Here is a 20,926-nt window from a genome sequence, read left to right on the forward strand (position 1 = left end):
ATGAAATTATGAAACGAGCTGAATAGTGAAAAGCATGTAATGAATACAAATCAAGGAGGAAACCAATGAAATTCAAACACGGAACACGCCGCCGAGCGGCAGAATATGAAAAGGATTGGGTACAGCGCTGGAAGGACGATCAGACGTTTGAAAAGTCGGTGGCGCAACGGTCAGCGGATAACGCCTACGTCTTTTATGATGGGCCGCCGTTTATCACTGGTGTGCCGCACCACGGAACGTTACTGAGCTCAATCGTCAAGGACGCGGTGCCGCGCTACTGGACGATGAAAGGTAAGCGCGTGGAGCGCCGCTGGGGCTGGGACTGCCATGGCCTGCCGGCAGAGAATTTCGTCGAAAAGCAGCTGAATATCGTGGATCGGCGGCAGATTGTGACGAGTAGCGTTAAGCGAGTCAAGCTGGTAAATGATTTCGATAACGCAACGAAAGTTATTACTAAAGTTGCTGGCTGGATGGAGCAGCGAGGCTATGGTAGCAGCAGCTGGGATGCCGACAACCTAACGCCAGATAAATTAAAAGAGGAATTTGGGAGAGATAATTTTTATGTAGCTTACGATGACGATAAGTTAGTGGGGGGTGTCGTTATAAGTAATAAGGATATTTATAAGTTTTTTGCTGGCAAAAAGGATAATGACACGTCGGTTGGTTATCTTTATAAAATGGCGGTACTACCGGAATTCCAAGGGCAAGGTTATGCGGATGCAGTGTTAAAAGAAGCTTTTCGCTTAAGTAAGCAGGAAGGGGTCAAAGAGATTCGCATAGAGGTTGGCGAGCATCAACCTAAATTGGTGAATTTGTATGAGCGCAATGGATTTCAAAGAGTTGGTGAGCATATGTCTACCGAAACAGGGGCCAACTGGTTGCTATATAGTCTCGAAGTGAGTAGTTCTCCGGATCCTATGTATGGTCAACCATTACTGCCGGACAAAGACGGTAATCCTTTGCCAACCATCAGCCTGGAAAAATACATCACCAAGGCGCGCGAAAGCATGGTGGCGAATAGCGAAACGTGGCAGGGGGTGATCGACCGCATCGGCCGGTGGGTGGACTTTGCGGGCGCCTACCGCACCATGGATAAGGACTTTATGGAGAGCGTCTGGTGGGCGTTTAAACAGCTGTACGAAGCCGGCAAAATCTACGAAGGCGAAAAAGTGCTGATGTACGACACCAAGTTCGCCACCCCTGTCAGTAAGGCTGAAGTGACCATGGACAACGACGCCTACCAAACGGTGACCGACCCGAGTGTGTATGTGAAGTTTAAGTTGGTGGACGAAGATACTGCCATTCTCGCCTGGACCACCACGCCATGGACGCTGCCAGCTAACTTGATGTTGGCGGTGAATCCGGAGATGACCTACTGCGAAGTGCTGGTCGATGGTGAGAAATTAATCATCGCCGAGGAGGCGCTGGAACGCACTTTGCAAGACGACAAGCACCAGCCGCTTGAGTACGACGTACTGCGGAAGTTTCCGGGTAGCGAGCTAGTGGGTAAGAAATACCAGCCGCTCGACACCGGCTCGACCTGGCCGCAGAATGATAAAATTCACACTATTTACGCGGCGGATTTCGTTTCGCACGAGTCGGGTACGGGTATCGTGCACATTGCGCCGGCCTATGGCGAGGATGACTTTGAGCTTGGTAAAGCCAATGGTATCGCGCCTTTCCATGTGATTGATGATAATGGCTACTACACCGATACCAATTACAAAGGCCTGGAGGTGTGGGAAAATAATAAATTCATCGCCAAAGACCTGAAAGAAAAGGGTGTGGTGTGGAAGATTGAGTACATTCGCCACGAATATCCATTCAATCCGAGAAGCAAGCAGCGCATCATGTACCGGGCCATCCCAAGCTGGTTCTTCGACATCCAGGGGCAGAAGCCGCTGATGCTGGATGAGAACGAGCATATCAATTGGTTCCCGAGCCACCTCAAGCACGGTCGTTTTGCCAAAAATATCGAGCAAGCGCCCGACTGGAACCTGAGTCGCGACCGCTTCTGGGCGACGGCTATGCCGGTGTGGAAGGGCGACCGCGGCACGGTGAAGGTGGTTGGCTCGTATGCGGAGCTGAAGGAACTGAGCGGCGTGGAGCTGGATGATTACCACCGCCCGTGGGTAGATGATATCACCTTTACGATTAATGGCGAAACGTTCACGCGTATCGACAAGGTGCTGGACTGCTGGTTCGAGAGCGGCAGTATGCCGTTTGCCCAGCTGCATTATCCGTTCGAAAACCAGGCTCAGTTTGAGCAGAATTACCCAGCGGACTTCATCGTTGAGTATATTGGCCAGGTGCGGGCGTGGTTCTATTATGTGCACGTTGTTAACACTGCTCTGGCAGAAATCGGCGCTTTTGGCGAGGCGGGCGAGCAGCACAAAAATGCCTATAGCAACGTCATCACTACTGGCGTGGTGGCGGGCAATGACGGCCGCAAGATGAGTAAGTCCTTAGGCAACTTTACTGACCCGAACGAGCTGATGGATAAATTCAGTGCTGATAGCTTACGCTTCCTGCTGCTGAGTAGTCCGCTACTGAACGGTGAAGACTTTGCCTTGCACGACAAGGACGTTGGTGACGTGGCGCGTAAGCTCAGTATGATCTGGAATATGTATGATTTCTTTACGATGTATGCTGAAGTTGATGGTTGGGAATTTGACGGCGAGTTGGTTGATCCGCTGAGCGGTCGAGCGATATTCGGTGACGAAGGCTTTGCCTTTCCGGCAAAGCGAGGCCAAGAGCGCCAGCTGGATCAATTGGCGGCCGAGCGGCCTGAGGCAACGGATATCGCGACCGTAGCTAATGTAGTTACGAATCCGCTCGATATCTGGATTATTAGCCGTTTGCACGAGCTGGTGGCTGAGGTCGAGAAGCAGGTGGATGCCTATAACATCCCTGATGCGCTGAGTCCGATTCTGCCATTCCTTGACGATGCATCGAACTGGTATGTGCGCCGCAGTCGCCGCCGCTTCTGGAGATCGTCGAAAGGGGCCGCGGGCGCTGAGGATGATGGTGATAAAAATGATGCCTACCGCACGCTGCACTATGTGCTGGTGCGCTTGAGCTACATCTTGGCTCCATTTACGCCGTTTTTGGCTGAGGAGTTGTATCATAATTTGACGGGCGACGATGAGTCGATTCATCTGAAGGATTGGCTGCCAGCGGGTGCGGTGAACGAGCAGGTTCTAGCCGACATGTCCCGTACGCGTGAATTGATCAACAATGGTCTTAGTTTGCGTATGAAACAGGATGAGCACCAAGCATCAATCAAGGTTCGCCAACCGCTGCAATGTGCGGCATATGCAGGCGTGAAACTGACTGGCTACTATGAGCAAATCATGGCTGAGGAGCTCAATGTCAAGGAAATTCGCTGGATTGAGAATTTAGACGAGCACTTGGCTGATTATGACGTGACCGAGGGCGTGATCAAGCCAGAGAATTGGATCGAAATTAGTAAGCACTTGACGCCCGAACTCAAACGCGAGGGCCTGATGCGTGAGGTCATTCGTCACGTGCAGAGTGCGCGCAAGAAGGCGGGATTGCAAGTGGACGATCGAATTACGCTGCAGCTGACGACGAATGACGAGCAGCTCCGCCAAGCGATTGATGAGCATGCTGAGGCGATTGCTACTGAGACGCTGGCGGTGTTTGGCGAGGTACATGACAATCAGTCGACAGTGACGGTTGAAGGGGCTGAGCTCGAGATTGCCCTTGCTGTTGTAAAATAGTCATCACGATAAAGGTTGCGCCTCAAAACTAATGCGTGGCAAGCGTTTGTTCGGCTGCGCGCTGATCGGGCACTCATGACCTTGGCGATCGCCATGCAACGCGGTACAATGGGTCTATGTATGGTTTAGCAGTGCTCAGTCAGTTACTCTTTTTCGCGCGAGCCGGTGGCGGCGGGTCAAGTTCTGGCGGCGGTGGTGGTGGCGTTGCCCTTTTCGGGATACCGATGGTAGTTGCGATTTCGGTAAGTGGTTTTGTGAAAAAAACCACTCAGTCAAAGATGGCCGCCATAGCGGTCGGGTTTTTGGCCGGCCTACTCGCCAGCTTGTTCTACCTACTCGGCGGTGTTGTTATTTTTATCCTGGTGGCCATCTCGGCATTGGTCGGTGCGATTATCGGGGCATTTACAGACAAGATCAGCCGTTTTCGCAAAGGCAGCGAGGCTGCAAAACAGGCCGTTCAGCAAGCAGCTACCCAGGACAGCGCCTGGAATGAGCAGGGTATTGTCAATTACGCAACGACGGTGTTTAATCGGTTTCAGTATGATTGGGAGCGGATGGATTTGCCATCAATTCAGCAATACGTCACGCCGAATTATGCGCGGCACATCGGACTAATGTTGTACGCTTTACAACAGATGGGGCGAGTCAATCGCATGAAGAATGTGGCGGTCAGTGAAGCGATTATCACACGGGCGTATGACGATGTGAATGATCAGAATGACCGAGTAAGTGTGAGTTTTGTTGCCTCGGCAAATGATGAGCTGATTGACGTGGCGAGTGATGCGGTGCTACATCGTGATACGGGCGAGTTTGGTGAGCAGTGGAACTTTGTGCGCTCGGGTAATGGCTGGTTACTGGATAGTATTGATCAGGAAACGGAAGATCCCGCCCAGCTTGTTGCCTCTATGCAGCAGTTTGCAGCGCAATACGACATGTACTTCAGTCCGGATTGGGGGCGGTTACTGCTGCCGACCCGCGGTGAATTATTCAAGGGCGGCTTTAAGGGGACCGACATCAATAACCATATCATTGGATTCTGGACGAGCAATCTATTGGTGCAGCTATACACCTATGTGGCTGACGCTTCAAATACCGATTCGGCGGCTACGTACATTATCGGGCAGGTTAATTTACCAAAGTCGTATGGTGGGATTTTAGTGGAGCGTCGGGATTCGCGCTTCCTGAAGCGGTTCAGGGCGCCGTCGGGTTATAAAAAGGTAGAACTGGAGTGGGGTGATTTTAACAAGCGCTACCAGGTCTACGCCACTGATGAAAATCAGGTGACGAGCTTTGAGCTGCTCAACCCAAGCTTCATGGCCTGGTTGTATGATCAAGACATTAAGGTTAATATTGAGGTGGTAGATAATATTGTTTATCTCTATGCCAAAATTTCTGCGGGCGAGATGCGCTACGGGGAGATGATGGATATTTTGCAGAAATCACATAAAGAACTCAAGATGTAAGGAGGAGATATGATTACCAAAGCTATTATTCCGGTCGCTGGTTGGGGTACACGGATGCTACCAATTACTAAATCAATTGAAAAATGTATGCTGCCGATTGGCAATCGACCGCTGATTGATTATGTGGTGCAGGACTGCTTGGCGGCCGGCGTGCGTGAGCTGATTTTTGTGGTTGGCGAACAGAGTTCACAACTAGAGAGCTATTATCGGAGCAACATCTTGCTCAACGATTATTTGCGGAGCAAGGGTAAGGACGACAAGTTGGCTCTGGTGGCGCCGATCGATGCAAAGCTTCACTTTGTGACGCAACCGAGCTACGGCAAGTATGGATCAGCGGTGCCGGTGGCTTTGGCGGCTGATTATCTCGAGGATGGTGAGTCGGCAGTGGTGCTGATGGGTGATGACTTTATGTATAATGCTGATGGCTCAAGCGAAGTGGCGCGGCTGTTGGCGGCGACGCCAGACGGTCAATGTAGCCTGCTGGCTCAGGAAGTGCCGGGCGATGACATTAGTCGGTACGGGGCGATTGTGATGGATGAAGACGGCAATTTTGTAGAGATCGTTGAAAAGCCAAAGCCAGAAGAGGCGCCGAGCCACTTTGCCAACATCGGTAAATACGTCCTCACCAAGAAAGTTATCCAGTCCTGTGCTGATGTTGCAATATCGCCGCGCGGCGAGTATGAGTTGACCGATGCGATCAGTAATTATGCTCGAGCTGGTGGTGTCGTCAAGGTTGTGCCAGCGGTAGGTATGCATTTGGACGGCGGTAATGTCGATGGTTGGCTGCACGCAAACAATGTGGTGTGCGGTCGGTCGGGGTCGTGTTCGAGTTGACATTGATACTCCGGACGGTGTAGCTGTCGGTGGGATAATTGAAGCTGGCAGTAGCCTTGATTTACCACTGTGTCTCTGGTACAATAGAACGGATTGAAAACTAATTTTTAAGGAACGAAATGAAAGCAGTCGTAAAAATCTCTGGCAAGCAATACATTGTCAGCGAAAAAGAGTCCCTCTTGGTGGATCTCCTCCCTGAAGGCACAAAAGAACTCACTCTCGACGCACTTTTAGTGATTGATGGTGATAAAACAAAAGTTGGCACGCCAACCGTCAAAGGTGTGGTAGTGAAGGCAAAGGTCGCTGAAGCAGAAGTCAAGGGCGACAAGATCCGCGTTATCCGCTACAAGAGCAAGAAACGTGTCCACAAAGAAACTGGTCATCGCCAGAAGTACACCAAGATTGAGATTACCTCGATCAAATAACCGATGAATTAGCATACCGCCCCGTGATAAGGGCGGTATTTTTATGGCCGAAACTATGGTACAATGAGGTAAGCAGAAGGGGTATCGATGACGAAGATTATTGCGGTGACAAATCAAAAGGGCGGCGTCGGCAAGACGACGACTTCAATCAATGTGGCATATTTTTTGGCAAAAGCCGGTAAGCGGACGCTGATCGTTGACTTTGATCCGCAGGGTAATGCCACCAGCGGCCTTGGCATTGATAAGCAAGAGTTGGGCATAACGATGACTGAGGTGGTGACTGGTCAGGCAGCCTTGAATAATATAATTATTCAAACTGACATCAAGAATCTATCGATCGCACCGGCCACGTCGCACCTAGCAAATACCGAGGTTGAGTTGGCCCAAGCCGAGGGGCGGTTCGTGCGGCTGCGCCAGGCGCTGGCGAGCCTCGCTGGGTATGATTATGTGATCATTGATAGTCCGCCGAGTCTGAGTCTGCTGACCGTGAATGGGCTGATCGCAGCGCAGTACGTCCTATTGCCGGTGCAGGCAGAGTTTTATGCACTCGAGGGGCTGGGGCAACTGATGGAGACGATGAAGTTGGTTCGCAAGGGGCTCAATCCGCATCTGCGCTTGCTCGGCGTGGTGACCACCATGGTTGATTCGCGAACGACTCTATCAAGCCAGGTGTACGATGAAATTAAAAAGCATTTTGCCGATACGATTTTCAAGACGACGATTCCGCGCAATATTCGCCTCGCTGAGGCGCCAAGCCACGGCGTGCCGGTTGGTGTGTACGATCGTTTCTCAAAGGGCTCGCGGGCTTACCATGCGCTGACCAAAGAAATTATCGAGAGGATTGAAGGATGAAAAAGGGACTTGGGCGGGGGTTTGATTCGCTGATACCGACAAATTTGTTTGACGAGGCTTTTGACCCGACGGCTGGTCAAGATGCGACAATGTCGCAATTACGCCAGATACCGATTACCGATATTACTCCAGATCCAGATCAGCCGCGGCGGTTCTTTGATGAGGAGGCACTGCGTGAACTGGCCGATTCGATTCGTCGGCATGGCGTGGTGCAGCCGATCGTCGTGACGCCACATGGGGCACAATTCATGATCGTGGCTGGCGAGCGGCGCTGGCGAGCGGCGCAGCTGGCTGGATTAGTAGAAATGCCGAGCATTATTCGTAGCCTGAGCGATCAGCATCGATTGGAGGTGTCACTGATTGAGAACTTGCAGCGACGCGACCTCAATCCGCTGGAAACGGCGACGGCCTACATGAAGCTACGCGACCAGTTCAATATGACGCTGGAACAAATCGGCCAGCACGTCGGCGGTAAATCGGTCAGCGCCATTAGCAATACGCTGCGCCTCTTGAAATTACCGAGCGTGGTGCGGACGGCGCTGTTTGAAAATAAGATTTCTGAAGGGCAAGCGCGAACATTGGTGGGGCTGCCAGATGACGTGGCGGAGGATTTGCTGCGGCAGACGATTCATCAGGGCTGGAGTGTGCGCAAGCTCGAGCAGATGATCGCCGCCTGGAAGCGGTCGCAGCAGTCGTCGGGCCTCGCGTCAACTTCAAAGCCAGCCCGCTCGCCGCACGCCTCGTCGGTAGCGCGCCTGTCGAAAAAACTTCGTGCTGACATCACGGTTCGCACCAGTAAGCGCGGTGCTGGTCAGATTATTATTCCGTTCAAAGACCAAGCAGATTTTGAGCGGATCCGCGACTTGATTGGCTGACTATTAAAACCCTCTGATCTGTGTGAAGGGGAAAATGCGGGCGATGACTGGCCCAACAATGTCGTATAGCGGAATGTTGCCCATGCAGTTACGCGAGTCACACGAAAAATTACCCTCACGATTATCACCCATCACGAAAACCGTCCCCTCAGATACTTTGGTATCGACATCGCCGGAGGTGGGTGACTTTGGTTCGTTTTTGTTGACGGTTGTATCGGGGTTAAAGCCGTTTGGATGCTCGGTGTTATAAACGGTGACGACGCCATCCTTGACGGTGACGCGCTCACCTGCGAAAGCGATGACCCGTTTAACGATATATTCATCGTGACCCAAGGTCGGATTGTAATTAGGATTTTTAAAGACGATGATCTGGCCGCGCTTGGGGATATACTGCTGATTTTGAAGCTGTTTAATCGTGACCGACAGTCGGTCAACGATCAAGCGGTCATTGGTGTGCATGGTGTTTTCCATACTTGGTCCCTGCACGCCAAAGCTACGAAAAACAAAGGTATTGATCAAAATTGTTCCGATGATTACCCCGATTACAAAAATAATCAGTCCCAGACTGTCCCTCAGGCGCGGGTGTCGATCGAGAAAGTGAGCATCCATCCGCCTTATTATACATGGTTTGGCGGCGAAAACCAAAAGCTTGATCAATAGAGAAGTGTGCTATAATAAGGAGCAGTGAAAATTTCAAATAGGAATTCGGTCGATGGATTTGTACCGCGGAGGGCTCAGCGGTCTCGTTTGGGTGGTGTATCGCCAGAGCGAGCGGCTACGCAACCTCGTCCGGCGGTACATTCTGTTCCAGTGCAGCCACTTGGGAGGCCGATCTCAGTACCACGCCAGTCACTATCGCAGGCTGAGCGGATTCGCCTCGCGACTTCATCGACTGCCGATATTGATGAGGACATTAGCAACTCGCTCAAAGATCTCGAGCTTCAAAAGCCCGAAACGCCCCGTGAAAAGCGCAAGAAACCGCATAAGAAACGTCGTAAGCTGAAGATTATTATCCTGGTGATCGTGGCGCTGATAATTCTGGTGGGTGGATTTTTGCTGTACAAGGCGTGGGTCAATGCGGGGCGAGTGTTTGGTAGCGGTAATCTGATTGACTTGTTTCAGAATCAACCGCTGAAAATGGATGCACACGGGCGGAGCAATATGCTGATCCTCGGTACGACGGATGATGATCCAGACCATCCGGGCGCAACGTTGACCGACTCAATGATGGTGCTGAGTGTTGATCAAAAGAAGCACGATGCCTATATGTTTAGTATTCCGCGCGACTTATACGTGCAGTTTGGGCGAGTTTGTAATTCTGGTCGTGCTGGCAAGATTAACGAATATTTTGACTGTGTTGCCAAGGGTAATGATGAACAGGCTGAAAAGAAGCGGATAGATGCCAGCCGCGAGTTTGTTGGCAAGATTTTTGATATGGATATACAGTACGTAGCACACGTTAATGCTCAGGTAATCAAGGACGCGGTTAATGCGGTTGGTGGTGTGACGGTGAATGTTCAGAGCGACGATCCACGAGGTGTGTTTGACCCGAGCGTCGACTGGATGTGTCGGGAGAAGGGACTGTCAGCGGAGCAGCGGAAACGGCGCTGTCCGACGGGGCATTACATTCATTTCAAGAATGGGCCAAATGAGATGGACGGTGACAAGGCGCTGTATTTCTCGCGAGCGCGTGGAGCGCTGGGCGGTTCGTATGGGCTGGACAAGTCGAACTTTGACCGCGAGAAAAACCAACAGTTGGTGCTGATGGCGCTCAAGAACAAGGCAGCCTCGACAGGCACGCTGACTGATCTTGGCAAGGTGACGGCGCTGATGGACGCCATGGGCAAGAATCTGCGCACTAACGTTGATGCCAAGGAAGTCCGTACGGTGATGGATGTTGCTTCCAAGATCAAGGATACGGACATTCACCGCCTCAGCTTTATTGAAAAAGATAATGTCCTGCTTGGCACGAGTAGTGTTGGTGGCGCCAGTGTGGTCGTGCCAACGGCTAGCCAGTTTGATTATTCGCAAATTCGATCGTTTATCAAGGTGGAAATATACGGTGATACACTCGCTAAGGAAAAGGCACGCGTCCTGGTGCTCAATGGCAGTGGCGTGGTCGGAGCCGCCAAATCCGAAGCTGATCGCCTAAAGGCGGCATCGCTCAACGTGGTGAGCGTTGGCAATTCACCACAGAAAATTACCGAAAAGTACAGGGTTTATCAGCTGGAGTCGGGCAAGTCCAAGCAGGCTTCTGCCAACAAGATCAAAGAACTGTATGGAGTAACCTTGACCGAGGGTAAACCAGCATTTAACCTGCCAGCTGAGGCTGACTTCGTAGTGATAATCGGGCCGTAATTTGGTATAATAGGGTGGCAATGGAGTTTCTGAAAAAAACAGCCAGGCGACGGTCGCTTCTCAGTAATATCGCTTATTATGCACTCAATTTAGGGATGGTGGCAGTCTTGTTCTGGATGTCGCAGGAGATTCATTATCCGTTGGCGGCGATTGTGCTGGTACTCTTAAGCAAGTGGCGGACATTGTCGGTGCGCCCTAAGTTTTGGCTAACGAATATTCAAGGAAGCCTGGTTGACGTGGTGGTTGGTCTCGGTGTGGTGGCGCTGATGTATGCGCCGCAGGCGACGCTGGTGCTACGAATTGCGCTAGCGGTATTTTATGCGATATGGCTTGTCGCTATCAAGCCGCTATCAAAGCGCTGGCAGATGACATTGCAGGCGGGTCTCGCGGTATTTATCGGCACAGCAGCACTGTTTGCAGTGTCACACGAATGGTCAGCTGCGGTGGTTGTGCTGTGTGCGCTAGTCATTGGGTATGGCACGGCTCGGCATTTCCTATCGACGTTTCGTGAGGAGCAGATTACTGTACTCAGTCTAGCCTGGGGGCTGGTATTTGCGGAGATTGGCTGGCTGGCACATTACTGGACGTTTGGCTATGCACTACTCGGAGTAAACGCCTTGCAGCTGCCGCAGGCGACAATCATCTTTGTATTACTATCATTTGTGGCTGAACGTATTTATACTTCTTGGCACAAGCATAAAACGATCGTTATTGCTGAAGTTGCCGGCCCGGCTATCTTGGCGTCGGCGCTTATCCTGACCATTTTACTATTCTTTAACTCGGTGACACTATAATGGAGCAAGAATCTCGTTCAGCTCAGCAACTCCAATCTCGACCGGGTGTGCCGCGTCGCAGGAAGCTAGCGCTGATTAGTGCTTGTGTCATCACGATGCTATGGCTGATGGTTGGCTCGGCAGTGCTGGGTTCGTGGCTAACGACGCAGTTTAATAAACAGTCCATCCAGTCTACTCCTGATGGCAACCTCGTCATGTCGCGTGATGAAGCAGATATCAGCGAAGTTGTGCAGCGTGTGTCTAAGAGCGTGGTTTCGATCGTAACCACTAAGAATGGCCGGACATTGTCGCGTGCGACAGTGCAGCAAGGTGCTGGTACAGGGATCATCATCAGTAAAGACGGTTATATTTTGACGAATAAACATGTCGTCAAGGACGCTGAAACCATCGAGATTATGGGTAGTGACGGTACGCAGTATACGGATGTCAAGCTTGTTGGCGTTGATCCACTCAACGATGTGGCGTTTCTCAAGATCAATGGTGTGAATGACCTGCCGGCAGCCACGCTGGGTGACTCAAGCACTGTGCATGTTGGTCAGAAAGTAATTGCTATCGGTAATTCACTGGGTCGCTACCAGAACACCGTCACAACGGGCATTATCTCGGGGAAGGGCCGACCAGTTCAGGCCTCTACTAGTGAATATAGCGACGAAGCCGAGAGTCTGACTGATCTACTTCAGACTGATGCTGCGATCAATCCGGGTAACTCTGGCGGGCCGCTCCTCAATATGTCGGGCCAAGTTATTGGCATCAACACAGCGATCGTCTCGGATGCGCAGAGTGTGGGATTTGCAATTCCGATTGCCGCCACCAAGGGGTTGGTACGCAGTGTGCTGAGCTCTGGAAAAATTCAGAAATCATATATCGGCGTGCAATATATCGCGATTACCCCTGAAGTTCGTGCTGAGCATAAATTACCAGTCAAAAGCGGTGCCTATGTCGGCGGCTCGCGTCGCAAATCGGCGGTCGTCGCTGGCGGGCCAGCCGATAAAGCAGGCATCAAGGACGGCGATATCATTACCAAGGTAAATGATAAATTGATCGGCGAGCAGGGCGGTCTCGGCAGTCTTATCTCTGAGTTCTTGCCGGGCGAGACGGTAGAACTGACTATCCTGCGCGACGGCAAGGAACAGAAGGTCAAGCTAACGCTTGGCGCCTACAAGGCGTAGGACGATGATAAAGCCGCGCGTCTCTACCTCGTGAAGGCCGTGCTGCCTTGCTTGATGGAGAATTGCCTGGTGCTGTCGCGGGTCGGCTTCCAGAAAAAGCAGACCATCTGCCGTCAAGCGGCGCGGCGCTTGCTCAATCAGTGTCTCGATCAACCGCAGTCCATTATCCGCCGCAAATAATGCCTCGGCGGGTTCGTGACGTAGCTCTGGCGAAACATCCCAGTCCCGATCAACATACGGCAGATTAGCAAAGATATAATCCACCGGCTCAATCTGCCCGGAAAGGAGCGATTGTTGCTGCAGCGTCACCCGCGCCTGTAAATTGCTCGCATTTTTCTCGGCAATTTTTATGGCTCGTGGACTAATATCCGATAAAATAACCCGCAGGGACGGCCGCTCTAGCGCCGCTGTAATGCCAAGGCAGCCCGAACCAGTGCCAATGTCAATCAGCGTCTTTGGCGCGATCTCACTGGCTGTCAGCGCTAAAAACAGGGTAATCATCTCCTCTGACTCCGGTCGTGGCACCAGGACAGCTGGCGAAACGGTAAATTTCCGTCCGTAAAATTCCTTATAGCCCAAAATATACGCCAGCGGTACTCGATCAAGGCGCAGGCTCAGCCTGGCGTCAGCAATATCAACTCGCCGCGGGTCAATCTCCTCATCCAGGTGCGCATGAAGGTACGTCCGGTTCTTCCGCAGAGTGTTAGCCAATATCAGCTCGGCGTCCAACCGCGCCGACGCAACACCAATAGCTTTTAACTGTTTAGCGGCGTTCTTTAGCCAGGTTGCTATATTCATGTTGTTAATTATACTACATAGCTAGGAATGAGTAAAGTGATTATGGTTGCAAAATAGCTATAAAGTTGTAAAAAGTATTGACAAATCAAGAGAGAGAGTAATATAAGAAGCACACTAAGCATAATCAAGTAAAAAGGAATAAGTTGTGGATAGAAATAGGATTTCATCACCGGCGACATTAGAACATATGGATGAAGAGCGTGAGCCACGTATCGTCACCTATGAAAGCGGTGCTAGCGTATTAGTTCACGATGAGCCGGGTGATAGAGTGACTATCGGCACTGATGATAAATACTTTAGAGATCCTATGTTAAGTCGTGGTATGCTTTGTTTTGAGGCTATTCGTGATGATGGCGTTAGGGTTGAGTCTTATGTTACACCAGATGAGGTTGTGACTGCACGACACTATGATCACATGGTCGCGTATGATGTGTATACACGCAACAATACCCGAGACGAGACGGCGATACTGGTACCAGTAGGCAATGATATACACGGACGGGAGTTCGTGATTGGTGAGGATATTACAGTAATTCCGGGGTATGCTCGTGGCGGTATGACGCTAAAATCCATTTCGGCGGAGTATAAATATGATATGGGTCGTCGTGATACCATAGAAGGCGAAAGTCCATTTGAGACAATAAAACACAAAATTGAAAAGCAGCGACGGAATAGTAAACTTGGCTCGACTGCGCTAGGGGTATAATACTACTAGGTAGCTGATACTATTTTTCGGCATTCTGCGCCTTCAACTCCCGCTCATATCGCTGCAATTGCTCAATCAAGTCGTCAATATCCCCGTTCATCGCCGCGGGGATATTGCTGCGGCTGTAGTGGACGCGGTGGTCGGTGATGCGGTCTTGCGGGAAGTTGTAGGTGCGAATCTTCTCTGAGCGGTCACCAGTACCAACGAGTGAGCGTCGTTCGGCACTTAATTTGGCATTTTCCTCATCAATTTTCATCTGCAGCAAGCGCGAACGCAGCACGCTCATGGCTTTTTCGCGGTTCTTGATCTGTGATTTTTCATCTTGGTTAGTGACGACGATACCAGTTGGTAGGTGAGTGATGCGCACTGCCGAGTCGGTAGTATTGACGCTTTGGCCGCCATTGCCGCTGGAGCGGTAGATGTCAACGCGCAGGTCGCTTGGATTAATTTCAACGTCGGCTTCCTCGGCTTCTGGCAGCACCGCTACGGTGACGGTGGAGGTGTGGACGCGGCCTTGGCTTTCGGTGACTGGGACGCGCTGGACGCGGTGGACGCCGCCTTCAAATTTCAATTTGGCGTATGGCGCGTCGCCCTTGACCATGAAAATAACTTCTTTATAGCCGCCGGAGTCGTTGGCGGATTCGCTGATGAGCTCAGTTTTGTAGCCATTGGCTTCGCACCAGCGTAGGTACATGCGGTACAGTTCCGCCGCAAACAGCGATGCTTCGTCGCCACCAGCGCCAGCACGGATCTCTATGATGATGTTTTTCTCGTCGTTTGGATCTTTTGGCGTCAGTAGGATGAATAATTCTCCTTCCAGCTCTGACAGCCGCGCTTCAGTTTCAGTGATTTCGGCTTTTGCTAATTCTGCCAATTCGCCGCCGTCATTCGCTAATTCTTTGGCGTCACGCAGATTTTGCTCTAATGCCACTCGCTCGTCGCCCTTGATAATAAGCGTCTCTAGCTCCGAGAACCGCTTATTTTTACTCGTGAAATCCGGCGAGCCATACGCGTCGGGACGCGCCAAAAAATCACCCAGCGTCGCCCGCTCCGCCTTCAACGCCTCGAGGTCAAGAGAGATTTTTGTCATATGGATTATTATAGCATATTGGTGGGGGACAGCGGGCCTACTAGTAAAATACTGATAATGGCGTAGGGATACTTGACAAACAAAAGAAAATAGAGTAATATGTAGACCATTAGTGCATCATATATTGCAGTAGCAAAGATAAGGAAAATAAAAAGTATGGGCAAATTATTTCAATCAGCACGACGTATGATCAATGAAACCTTCGGGACAAACTTTGGGCGGGTGCGTAATGTCGAGAAGGCCTGGGAGATGGCACAAGAAGAAAATGCTGAACATGCACGCCGGCAGACAGAAAGGAAGTTAGCGAGTTTAGCCCTTGACGAGCCGCGCATAGCAGAACTAAAAAATGGCTCAGGTCTCCCGGAGACAAAGGTGGGGTCTCCTGAATTCATTGCTAAGATGTTTGAAAAGGCCGGTGAGTACATGTCAGACAAGGAGGGTGGTACCTCGACAGAGAAGTGGCTACCAATGATGTACGACCTTCCGTCTCTAGCTGAAGAGATGACAGTGAATCAGGTTTCGTGTTACGGTGATTTTATTGCTAGGGGACCCAACGGTGGACCGATTATCGGTATGGTTGAGGAGCGTAGCGTTGGGGGTACGGATCATGATGCTCGGCGCGTTCGCACCTCAACCGCTTATGATCCTACGACGGGCTTGATAAAGGAAGTTGAACTCACAAATCACCTAAAAAGGGAAAAGAATGGTCGCAGGTATACCGGTGATTATGAGGTGATAAAAACTGACGGTAAGATACGATGGATTTTGCCCGATGGTACTGTCGAATGTGTTGATACTGATGAAAATGGCGTGCGGCAACCAGGTACGTTGTATCGGAGGGATGTGGGAGAGCTGGCGTATCTACGGAGACTCGAGTGCATGATGGAGCATTTTGATACCAAACCCGAAGCACCTAGTAAGGGTTAGTGTAAAATTCAATGTAGTCTCATCGTAATAGCTCCGCCTCGACGGAGCTATTACGTTAATGTCAAAAATATTGATAAGTTGGGGCTATTTCTTAACCTTCTTAGTTTTTGCCTTAGGTGTAGCCGCTTTCTTCTTTGTGTCGTCTGTGTCATCTGCCGCCTTGGTGGCTTTTTTGGCGGCAGCTTTCTTGGCTTTGTTGGCTAGGGCTGTCTTGCGAGCCTGGGCGGCTGCTTGGCGTGCCTTAAACCGGTCAACACGACCTTCGGTGTCGATGATCTTTTCTTCGCCGGTGAAGAATGGGTGTGAGGCGCTGGAGATGTGCACCTTGACGAGCGGATAAGTTTTGCCATCTTCCCAAACGATGGTGTCCGTGGTTTGCGCTGTTGACTGAGTCAAGAACGCGAAGCCCGCTTGATCGTCGCTAAATACGACCGGGCGATAGTTCTGTGGGTGAATACTGCTTTTCATAACCTTGGTATTTTAGCAAAAAAGTATGGGTATTGCAAATATCACCACTAGTGCAGCTGCATACTGGAGCTATACTCGCCGTTCGGCAAGGGCCGCTCAACAATTATGCTTGTAAATCATCAAAAACATTGTAATGTACTTGACAAATCAAGAGATAGAGAGTATAGTTGACTCCGATAGCTAAAAACCAAGGAGTTACACGACATGGATAAGGGAAGACAGCCAAATATTTGGGGTAGGCATAATCTCAACCAGTTGGCAGAGGAAGCGTTTCGGCGCAATGAGGAAAAAGAAAGGGCGCAGGCTGTTGGTGCAATACTAGATCGCCCCGACCGTAATGAGGCAAATACTATAGGTTTTCTATCTAAGAACGCATTGTCGCGCCTTAGCTGGGCACTTGGAAGGGTTTTTGAGGTGAACTTAGCTTCTGGTTCTTGCGATACTGTGAAGGTAAAGCTGTTTAATCCCCACGAACGTATCGTCGACAACTCTCTTGTCGTGCCAATGGAAGTAAATACTTCAGTTGTAGCGCTTGATGCCTACGGACCTGGTTCTGTTGGGAGAGATGGGTCAAAGGTTGGTTCGATCTTATTGTTTAAAGTAGCGGGAAACCTTATTAAGGAGCCGGCGCCAGGTATAACTGCAAAGGACTTAGCGTGGGGTGAGAACTGTGTATTTGGTGCTTTTGTGGATGGCGACGCAATTAACTATTTTGAGATTGGTCAAACAAGTGGTGATGTCGTTCAGTCAGAGCTGCGCCGTAAGGATCCAACAGAGGAGAATGGTCAATCTGTCGAGATGCAGGTTGTGAAACCGGGGCAGGATCGACCTATTGTTCAAAAGCTCTCTTCTTCAAGCGATGAGGTCTTCGAGCTTGAGCAGGAGTTAGATAAGTTCATGGCGTCTCGCTCTGTTCAGTAACGGATTGCTTTTGGTGTCGACTCGTGTTAAAATGACGAGGTAACTAAATATAACGACACAGCCCGTCGCAGCTCCAAAAGCGGCGGGCGAGGAAAAAGGAGTAATCTAATGTCTGTAACAGTAGACATGAAAGCTTTGTTTGAAGCTGGTGTTCATTTCGGGCACAAAACCAGTCGCTGGCACCCAAAGATGGCGCCATACATCCATTCAAAACGCCAGGATAGCCATATCATTGATTTGGCAAAGACAGCTGAGGCGCTAGAGAAGGCGCTGCCGGAGCTGACAAAAATCGCCGCTAGCGGTAAGAAGGTACTGTTCGTCGGTACGAAAAAGCAAGCTAAGGACGTGGTGCGCCAGGCGGCCGAGAGCATCAATCAGCCGTACGTGGTTGAGCGCTGGATCGGCGGTATGCTGACCAACGGCGCAACAATCGCTCAGCAGATCAAGAAACTGAAGAACCTCGAGAAGCGGATGGCGTCGGGCGATCTGGAGAAGCGCTACAACAAGCTAGAGGTGCAGCGTTTCCAGGAGGAAATTGACAACCTGAATTTCAAGTACGGCGGTATTAAGAACTTGATGGGCAAGCCAGGCGCAGTGGTCGTGGTTGACGCACTGACCGATGCAAACGCAGTGCGCGAGGCGGAAGCCCTGGGCATCCCAGTATTTGCCGTGGTTGATACCAATGTCAATCCAACGGGCATCGACTATGTCATCCCGGGCAATGATGATGCGATCAAGAGCATCCAGCAGCTGCTTGACTACTTCACGGCAGCGGTAGCCGAGGGCGCGGGTAGCGTGAAGGCTGAAGAAAAACCAGTGAAAAAAGAGGAGAAATAGGATGGGAGTTTCAGTTGACGACATTAAAAAACTGCGCGAATTGACTGGCGTGGGCTTGACTGATGCAAAGAAGGCGCTGGTCGAGACTGATGGCGATTTTGACAAGGCGCTGGAGGCGATGCGTAAAAAAGGCCTAACCAAGGCCGAGAAAAAGGGCGACCGCGAGGCGCGTGAAGGCCTGATTGAGAGCTATGTGCACTCGGGCCGAATTGGCGTGGTGGTTGAGGTGAACTGTGAAACCGACTTTGTGGCGCGGCTGGATGATTTTAAGACGTTGGCGCACGAAATTGCTATGCAAATTGCAGCTATGAGTCCGAAGTATGTTTCTGAGGCGGATATTCCGGCTGAGGAAATGGAGCGGGTTAGGACAGAGCTAATGGCTAGCGAGGCGCTAGCAAGCAAGCCTGAAGAAATGCGCGAAAAAATTGTCGATGGTCAGTTAAAGAAGCATTTTATTGAGCAAGTGTTGCTGAGCCAGACGTATATCTTGGATGACTCTAAGACAGTTGAGCAGCACGTCAAGGAGGCGATCGCTAAACTGGGCGAGAACATCGTGGTGCGCCAGTTCAGGCGAATTGAGCTGGGCGTGAGCGAGTAGCTCTGAGCTTATTCGGGTGTCGTTCATATCTAGCTAGACCCCTGGTGCTAGCATATTGATCCGTAAGGGTGTTAAGATTTTATGTGTTGACGATATATTAAATCTGTGATAGTATAAAGCACAGGATTAACTACAGTGATATTAAAACATATGAAGAATATGAGGTCTGTATGCATAAAATGAGCCCTGAAAAAACACCCCACATTGGCCACATGATTGATGGGTGGGGGAGCCTCTCTGAAAAAGGGGCAGACTCTATTACTCCTAAACAGGATGGCCGTAATGGGGTGATGGCTATTGAGACGACCACCGATAAAAATAATCGAAAGTTTGCAGAAATTCCTGGGTATAAAGAGATCCGCCGACAGATTATCGATAGTAATGTATCTCATTCAGGGGAAACGGACGACTGGAGCGCTGCTGTGTTACCAGAGAGTAAGACTCAAGGATGGGTTGATCCGTTTGAGCAAACACCAGGTGGTCGTCGAGAGGCTTTGACAAAACGAATTGTTGGTGGCCTGAAGGGCTTAGGAGAAAAACTATCAAATCATGGCGGAGCGGCAAAGAGAAAGATTGGTGAAGTATTCAATAAGGCAGCTGAGACTGGGAAGAGTCTAAAAGAGACTATCGATCAGGCTGCTCAGAGTGCTAAGGAGCGTCGTGCTGAACGCCGTCAGCAACGCGAGGAGGTTCGCAAGAACCGTGAAAATGAGTTGGCTACAAAAAGGCAGGAGCGTCAGGAGCGAACTCGGAAGCGCAAAGAGGCGGCAGGCGAACGCCGCAAGGCAGCCAGGAATGACAGAAAAGCTGAAGTTGAGGATTTGCGAAAAAGGGCTGGACTCAGAGAAGAGATTGTAGCCGTAGAAGGTAAGCAGAGGGGTGCTGATACAGAAATCGCTGAAACGAAAGCAGAGATTGAAGCAATGTCGAGTGGCGAACTGGCGAGCGCATTTGAACGGCTCACGGCGGCACGTGAGGCGTACGAGAGCAGTAGACACCCAGTTGGTTCTCTCGAAAATAAACAACTGGCGTTAGCAGAAAGCATAGCAGAAAGTGCATGGCGAGTCGCCAGCGGTCAAGTCGAGATGCTCAAGCTTAGCTTGCAAGAGCTTGAGATGAAACGGCAAGGTCTTGAGAGTCAGCGCCAAGAGGCTCTTGATAAGATTCGTGAGATAAATGAGCAGCGAGGTGAGCGCATAACGGCTGCCAAAGAAAGGAAGGCGGCACGCCGCGCGGCGCGCCGGGAAAAGTGGGCCGCCGTGAAGGGAGCGGTTGATGATGGTTTTGAGTCTGTTGGTGAACGGGTTAGTGCTGCCGCTGATCGATTAGATGAGGTGGCTGGTCGTGCGACCGAGCGAATCGGTGAGATGCGTACTATCGCAGCGCAGCGACTGCGGGATATCGGTAGCTACCTATCACGTCCGTTTGCTTTCATGGGGCGTAAGACAAAAGAAACGCTCACGGCAACAGGTGACTTCACCCGACGGTTCGGCAGGGCAGCGGTTGCAGGTCATATAGCGTTCACACAGGAGATGCAAAACCCGAATTCTAATGTAGGTGATAGAGTCTAATCCTAACGAGATAAATAGTAGGCAACTTGTTGAGGAAATTGATACGACGGTTGAGATAACTAATAAAATAAAAAAGGATAGTTTATGAATAACGACAATACACCACAGGTTAATCTTGATGAAGCGTTGATTACGGTCGGTCGGCTACGAGAGATGGGTATTAATCTGCCAGAACAGCAATTGCAAGAGTTGGCTGTTCACGTGCAAGATACGATTAATGAGCGGATTGGCGAGGAGGCTGTAGAGTCTCTAACAGGTGAACAGCTGGAAGAATTAATCACAATGCAGGATAATGGTGCACCGGGCGATCAGATTAGTGAGTGGTTGCGTACACGAGTACCGGATTACGAGCAAATAGTTGAAGATAATACTATGATTGTACTTGGCGAAGTCGCCGATGACATTGATGCAATTCAACAACCAAAACCTGAAGCCGAGCGAGAGTGAATAATATCGTCACGCTTAGCTTAGCATAATACATCCCGCCAAAATGGCGG

General features: G+C 50.6%; 20 protein-coding genes. 16 read left to right on the forward strand and 4 right to left on the reverse strand.

Translation table 11 applies throughout. The features are described 5' to 3' along the window. The first annotated feature begins 65 nt into the window (after positions 1-65). From NLML1_RS00935 to NLML1_RS00960, 6 genes are all read left to right on the forward strand, one after another. Positions 66-3,743, forward strand: a complete 3,678-nt coding sequence (locus tag NLML1_RS00935; RefSeq protein WP_285441697.1) for a GNAT family N-acetyltransferase — start codon at positions 66-68, stop codon at positions 3,741-3,743. A gap of 116 nt (positions 3,744-3,859) precedes the next feature. Continuing rightward, positions 3,860-5,206: a TIM44-like domain-containing protein gene (locus NLML1_RS00940; protein WP_285441698.1), complete on the forward strand. Its 1,347-nt coding sequence runs from the start codon at positions 3,860-3,862 to the stop codon at positions 5,204-5,206. A 9-nt stretch (positions 5,207-5,215) separates the two neighbouring features. Continuing rightward, positions 5,216-6,040 (forward strand): sugar phosphate nucleotidyltransferase, encoded by an 825-nt coding sequence (locus NLML1_RS00945; RefSeq protein WP_285441699.1) that lies wholly within the window; start codon positions 5,216-5,218, stop codon positions 6,038-6,040. A 119-nt stretch (positions 6,041-6,159) separates the two neighbouring features. After that, complete coding sequence (gene rplU, locus NLML1_RS00950) at positions 6,160-6,465, forward strand: 50S ribosomal protein L21 (RefSeq protein WP_138076349.1); 306 nt, start codon at positions 6,160-6,162, stop codon at positions 6,463-6,465. An 87-nt stretch (positions 6,466-6,552) separates the two neighbouring features. After that, positions 6,553-7,317: a ParA family protein gene (locus tag NLML1_RS00955; protein WP_162323110.1), complete on the forward strand. Its 765-nt coding sequence runs from the start codon at positions 6,553-6,555 to the stop codon at positions 7,315-7,317. After that, the gene (locus NLML1_RS00960; protein ID WP_285441700.1) at positions 7,314-8,192 is read left to right on the forward strand and encodes a ParB/RepB/Spo0J family partition protein; all 879 of its coding nucleotides are present in this window, start codon (positions 7,314-7,316) and stop codon (positions 8,190-8,192) included. Before NLML1_RS00955 ends, NLML1_RS00960 begins: the two co-directional genes overlap by 4 nt. A gap of 3 nt (positions 8,193-8,195) precedes the next feature. Here NLML1_RS00960 and lepB read toward each other — a convergent pair whose 3' ends face one another. After that, positions 8,196-8,801, reverse strand: coding sequence for a signal peptidase I (lepB, locus tag NLML1_RS00965; RefSeq protein ID WP_285441701.1), 606 nt, complete (start codon positions 8,799-8,801; stop codon positions 8,196-8,198). 75 nt (positions 8,802-8,876) lie between these two features. Here lepB and NLML1_RS00970 point away from each other — a divergent pair, with 75 nt between their 5' ends. Genes NLML1_RS00970 through NLML1_RS00980 form a run of 3 tightly spaced genes read left to right on the forward strand, consistent with a single transcriptional unit; the run spans position 8,877 to position 12,513 of the window. Beyond that, entirely contained in the window at positions 8,877-10,550 is a 1,674-nt protein-coding gene (locus tag NLML1_RS00970) for an LCP family protein (protein WP_285441702.1), read from the forward strand. Positions 10,551-10,570: 20 nt separating this feature from the next. Then, on the forward strand, positions 10,571-11,344 hold the full coding sequence (locus tag NLML1_RS00975; RefSeq protein ID WP_285441703.1) for a hypothetical protein: 774 nt from the start codon (positions 10,571-10,573) through the stop codon (positions 11,342-11,344). After that, positions 11,344-12,513 (forward strand): S1C family serine protease, encoded by a 1,170-nt coding sequence (locus NLML1_RS00980; RefSeq protein ID WP_285441704.1) that lies wholly within the window; start codon positions 11,344-11,346, stop codon positions 12,511-12,513. Before NLML1_RS00975 ends, NLML1_RS00980 begins: the two co-directional genes overlap by 1 nt. On the opposite strand, the gene prmC is transcribed toward NLML1_RS00980, so the two are convergent. Then, positions 12,487-13,311 (reverse strand): peptide chain release factor N(5)-glutamine methyltransferase, encoded by an 825-nt coding sequence (gene prmC / locus NLML1_RS00985; protein WP_285441705.1) that lies wholly within the window; start codon positions 13,309-13,311, stop codon positions 12,487-12,489. The two genes, NLML1_RS00980 and prmC, sit on opposite strands and share 27 nt — an antisense overlap. Positions 13,312-13,456: 145 nt before the next feature. On the opposite strand from prmC, the gene NLML1_RS00990 reads away from it, so the two are divergent. After that, positions 13,457-14,017 carry a hypothetical protein gene (locus NLML1_RS00990; RefSeq protein WP_285441706.1) on the forward strand — a complete coding sequence of 187 codons (561 nt, stop codon included), beginning with the start codon at positions 13,457-13,459 and terminating at the stop codon, positions 14,015-14,017. 19 nt (positions 14,018-14,036) lie between these two features. Here the strand turns inward: NLML1_RS00990 and prfA are convergent, their stop codons facing one another. Then, a complete protein-coding gene (gene prfA, locus NLML1_RS00995) occupies positions 14,037-15,107 on the reverse strand; it encodes a peptide chain release factor 1 (protein WP_285441707.1) in 1,071 nt (356 codons plus the stop codon). A 156-nt stretch (positions 15,108-15,263) separates the two neighbouring features. Here prfA and NLML1_RS01000 point away from each other — a divergent pair, with 156 nt between their 5' ends. Beyond that, positions 15,264-16,034 carry a hypothetical protein gene (locus tag NLML1_RS01000; RefSeq protein ID WP_285441708.1) on the forward strand — a complete coding sequence of 257 codons (771 nt, stop codon included), beginning with the start codon at positions 15,264-15,266 and terminating at the stop codon, positions 16,032-16,034. 84 nt (positions 16,035-16,118) lie between these two features. Here NLML1_RS01000 and NLML1_RS04425 read toward each other — a convergent pair whose 3' ends face one another. Next, positions 16,119-16,502, reverse strand: coding sequence for a type B 50S ribosomal protein L31 (locus NLML1_RS04425; RefSeq protein WP_311135438.1), 384 nt, complete (start codon positions 16,500-16,502; stop codon positions 16,119-16,121). Between the two features lie 204 nt (positions 16,503-16,706). On the opposite strand from NLML1_RS04425, the gene NLML1_RS01010 reads away from it, so the two are divergent. From NLML1_RS01010 to NLML1_RS01030, 5 genes are all read left to right on the forward strand, one after another. Then, positions 16,707-17,423 carry a hypothetical protein gene (locus NLML1_RS01010; protein WP_285441709.1) on the forward strand — a complete coding sequence of 239 codons (717 nt, stop codon included), beginning with the start codon at positions 16,707-16,709 and terminating at the stop codon, positions 17,421-17,423. 108 nt (positions 17,424-17,531) lie between these two features. Further along, a complete protein-coding gene (gene rpsB / locus NLML1_RS01015) occupies positions 17,532-18,260 on the forward strand; it encodes a 30S ribosomal protein S2 (protein ID WP_285441710.1) in 729 nt (242 codons plus the stop codon). A 1-nt stretch (position 18,261) separates the two neighbouring features. Continuing rightward, a complete protein-coding gene (gene tsf, locus NLML1_RS01020) occupies positions 18,262-18,858 on the forward strand; it encodes a translation elongation factor Ts (RefSeq protein WP_285441711.1) in 597 nt (198 codons plus the stop codon). A 170-nt stretch (positions 18,859-19,028) separates the two neighbouring features. Next, complete coding sequence (locus tag NLML1_RS01025; RefSeq protein WP_285441712.1) at positions 19,029-20,429, forward strand: hypothetical protein; 1,401 nt, start codon at positions 19,029-19,031, stop codon at positions 20,427-20,429. Positions 20,430-20,513: 84 nt separating this feature from the next. Next, entirely contained in the window at positions 20,514-20,876 is a 363-nt protein-coding gene (locus tag NLML1_RS01030) for a DUF5663 domain-containing protein (protein WP_162454018.1), read from the forward strand. The last annotated feature ends 50 nt before the right edge of the window (positions 20,877-20,926 follow it).

The sequence above is a fragment of the Candidatus Nanosynbacter lyticus genome (genome assembly GCF_030253515.1).
Classification (GTDB): domain Bacteria; phylum Patescibacteriota; class Saccharimonadia; order Saccharimonadales; family Saccharimonadaceae; genus Nanosynbacter; species Nanosynbacter lyticus_A.

Coding starts and splice junctions, on each gene's coding strand:
- NLML1_RS00975 (WP_285441703.1), top strand. CDS start 10,571: ATGGAGTTTCTGAAAAAAACAGCCAGGCGACGGTCGCTTCTCAGTAAT.
- rplU (WP_138076349.1), top strand. CDS start 6,160: ATGAAAGCAGTCGTAAAAATCTCTGGCAAGCAATACATTGTCAGCGAA.
- rpsB (WP_285441710.1), top strand. CDS start 17,532: ATGTCTGTAACAGTAGACATGAAAGCTTTGTTTGAAGCTGGTGTTCAT.
- NLML1_RS00980 (WP_285441704.1), top strand. CDS start 11,344: ATGGAGCAAGAATCTCGTTCAGCTCAGCAACTCCAATCTCGACCGGGT.
- lepB (WP_285441701.1), bottom strand. CDS start 8,801: ATGGATGCTCACTTTCTCGATCGACACCCGCGCCTGAGGGACAGTCTG.
- prfA (WP_285441707.1), bottom strand. CDS start 15,107: ATGACAAAAATCTCTCTTGACCTCGAGGCGTTGAAGGCGGAGCGGGCG.
- NLML1_RS04425 (WP_311135438.1), bottom strand. CDS start 16,502: ATGAAAAGCAGTATTCACCCACAGAACTATCGCCCGGTCGTATTTAGC.
- NLML1_RS00945 (WP_285441699.1), top strand. CDS start 5,216: ATGATTACCAAAGCTATTATTCCGGTCGCTGGTTGGGGTACACGGATG.
- NLML1_RS00955 (WP_162323110.1), top strand. CDS start 6,553: ATGACGAAGATTATTGCGGTGACAAATCAAAAGGGCGGCGTCGGCAAG.
- NLML1_RS01025 (WP_285441712.1), top strand. CDS start 19,029: ATGCATAAAATGAGCCCTGAAAAAACACCCCACATTGGCCACATGATT.
- NLML1_RS00960 (WP_285441700.1), top strand. CDS start 7,314: ATGAAAAAGGGACTTGGGCGGGGGTTTGATTCGCTGATACCGACAAAT.
- NLML1_RS01010 (WP_285441709.1), top strand. CDS start 16,707: ATGGATAAGGGAAGACAGCCAAATATTTGGGGTAGGCATAATCTCAAC.
- NLML1_RS01000 (WP_285441708.1), top strand. CDS start 15,264: ATGGGCAAATTATTTCAATCAGCACGACGTATGATCAATGAAACCTTC.
- prmC (WP_285441705.1), bottom strand. CDS start 13,311: ATGAATATAGCAACCTGGCTAAAGAACGCCGCTAAACAGTTAAAAGCT.
- NLML1_RS01030 (WP_162454018.1), top strand. CDS start 20,514: ATGAATAACGACAATACACCACAGGTTAATCTTGATGAAGCGTTGATT.
- NLML1_RS00935 (WP_285441697.1), top strand. CDS start 66: ATGAAATTCAAACACGGAACACGCCGCCGAGCGGCAGAATATGAAAAG.
- NLML1_RS00940 (WP_285441698.1), top strand. CDS start 3,860: ATGTATGGTTTAGCAGTGCTCAGTCAGTTACTCTTTTTCGCGCGAGCC.
- tsf (WP_285441711.1), top strand. CDS start 18,262: ATGGGAGTTTCAGTTGACGACATTAAAAAACTGCGCGAATTGACTGGC.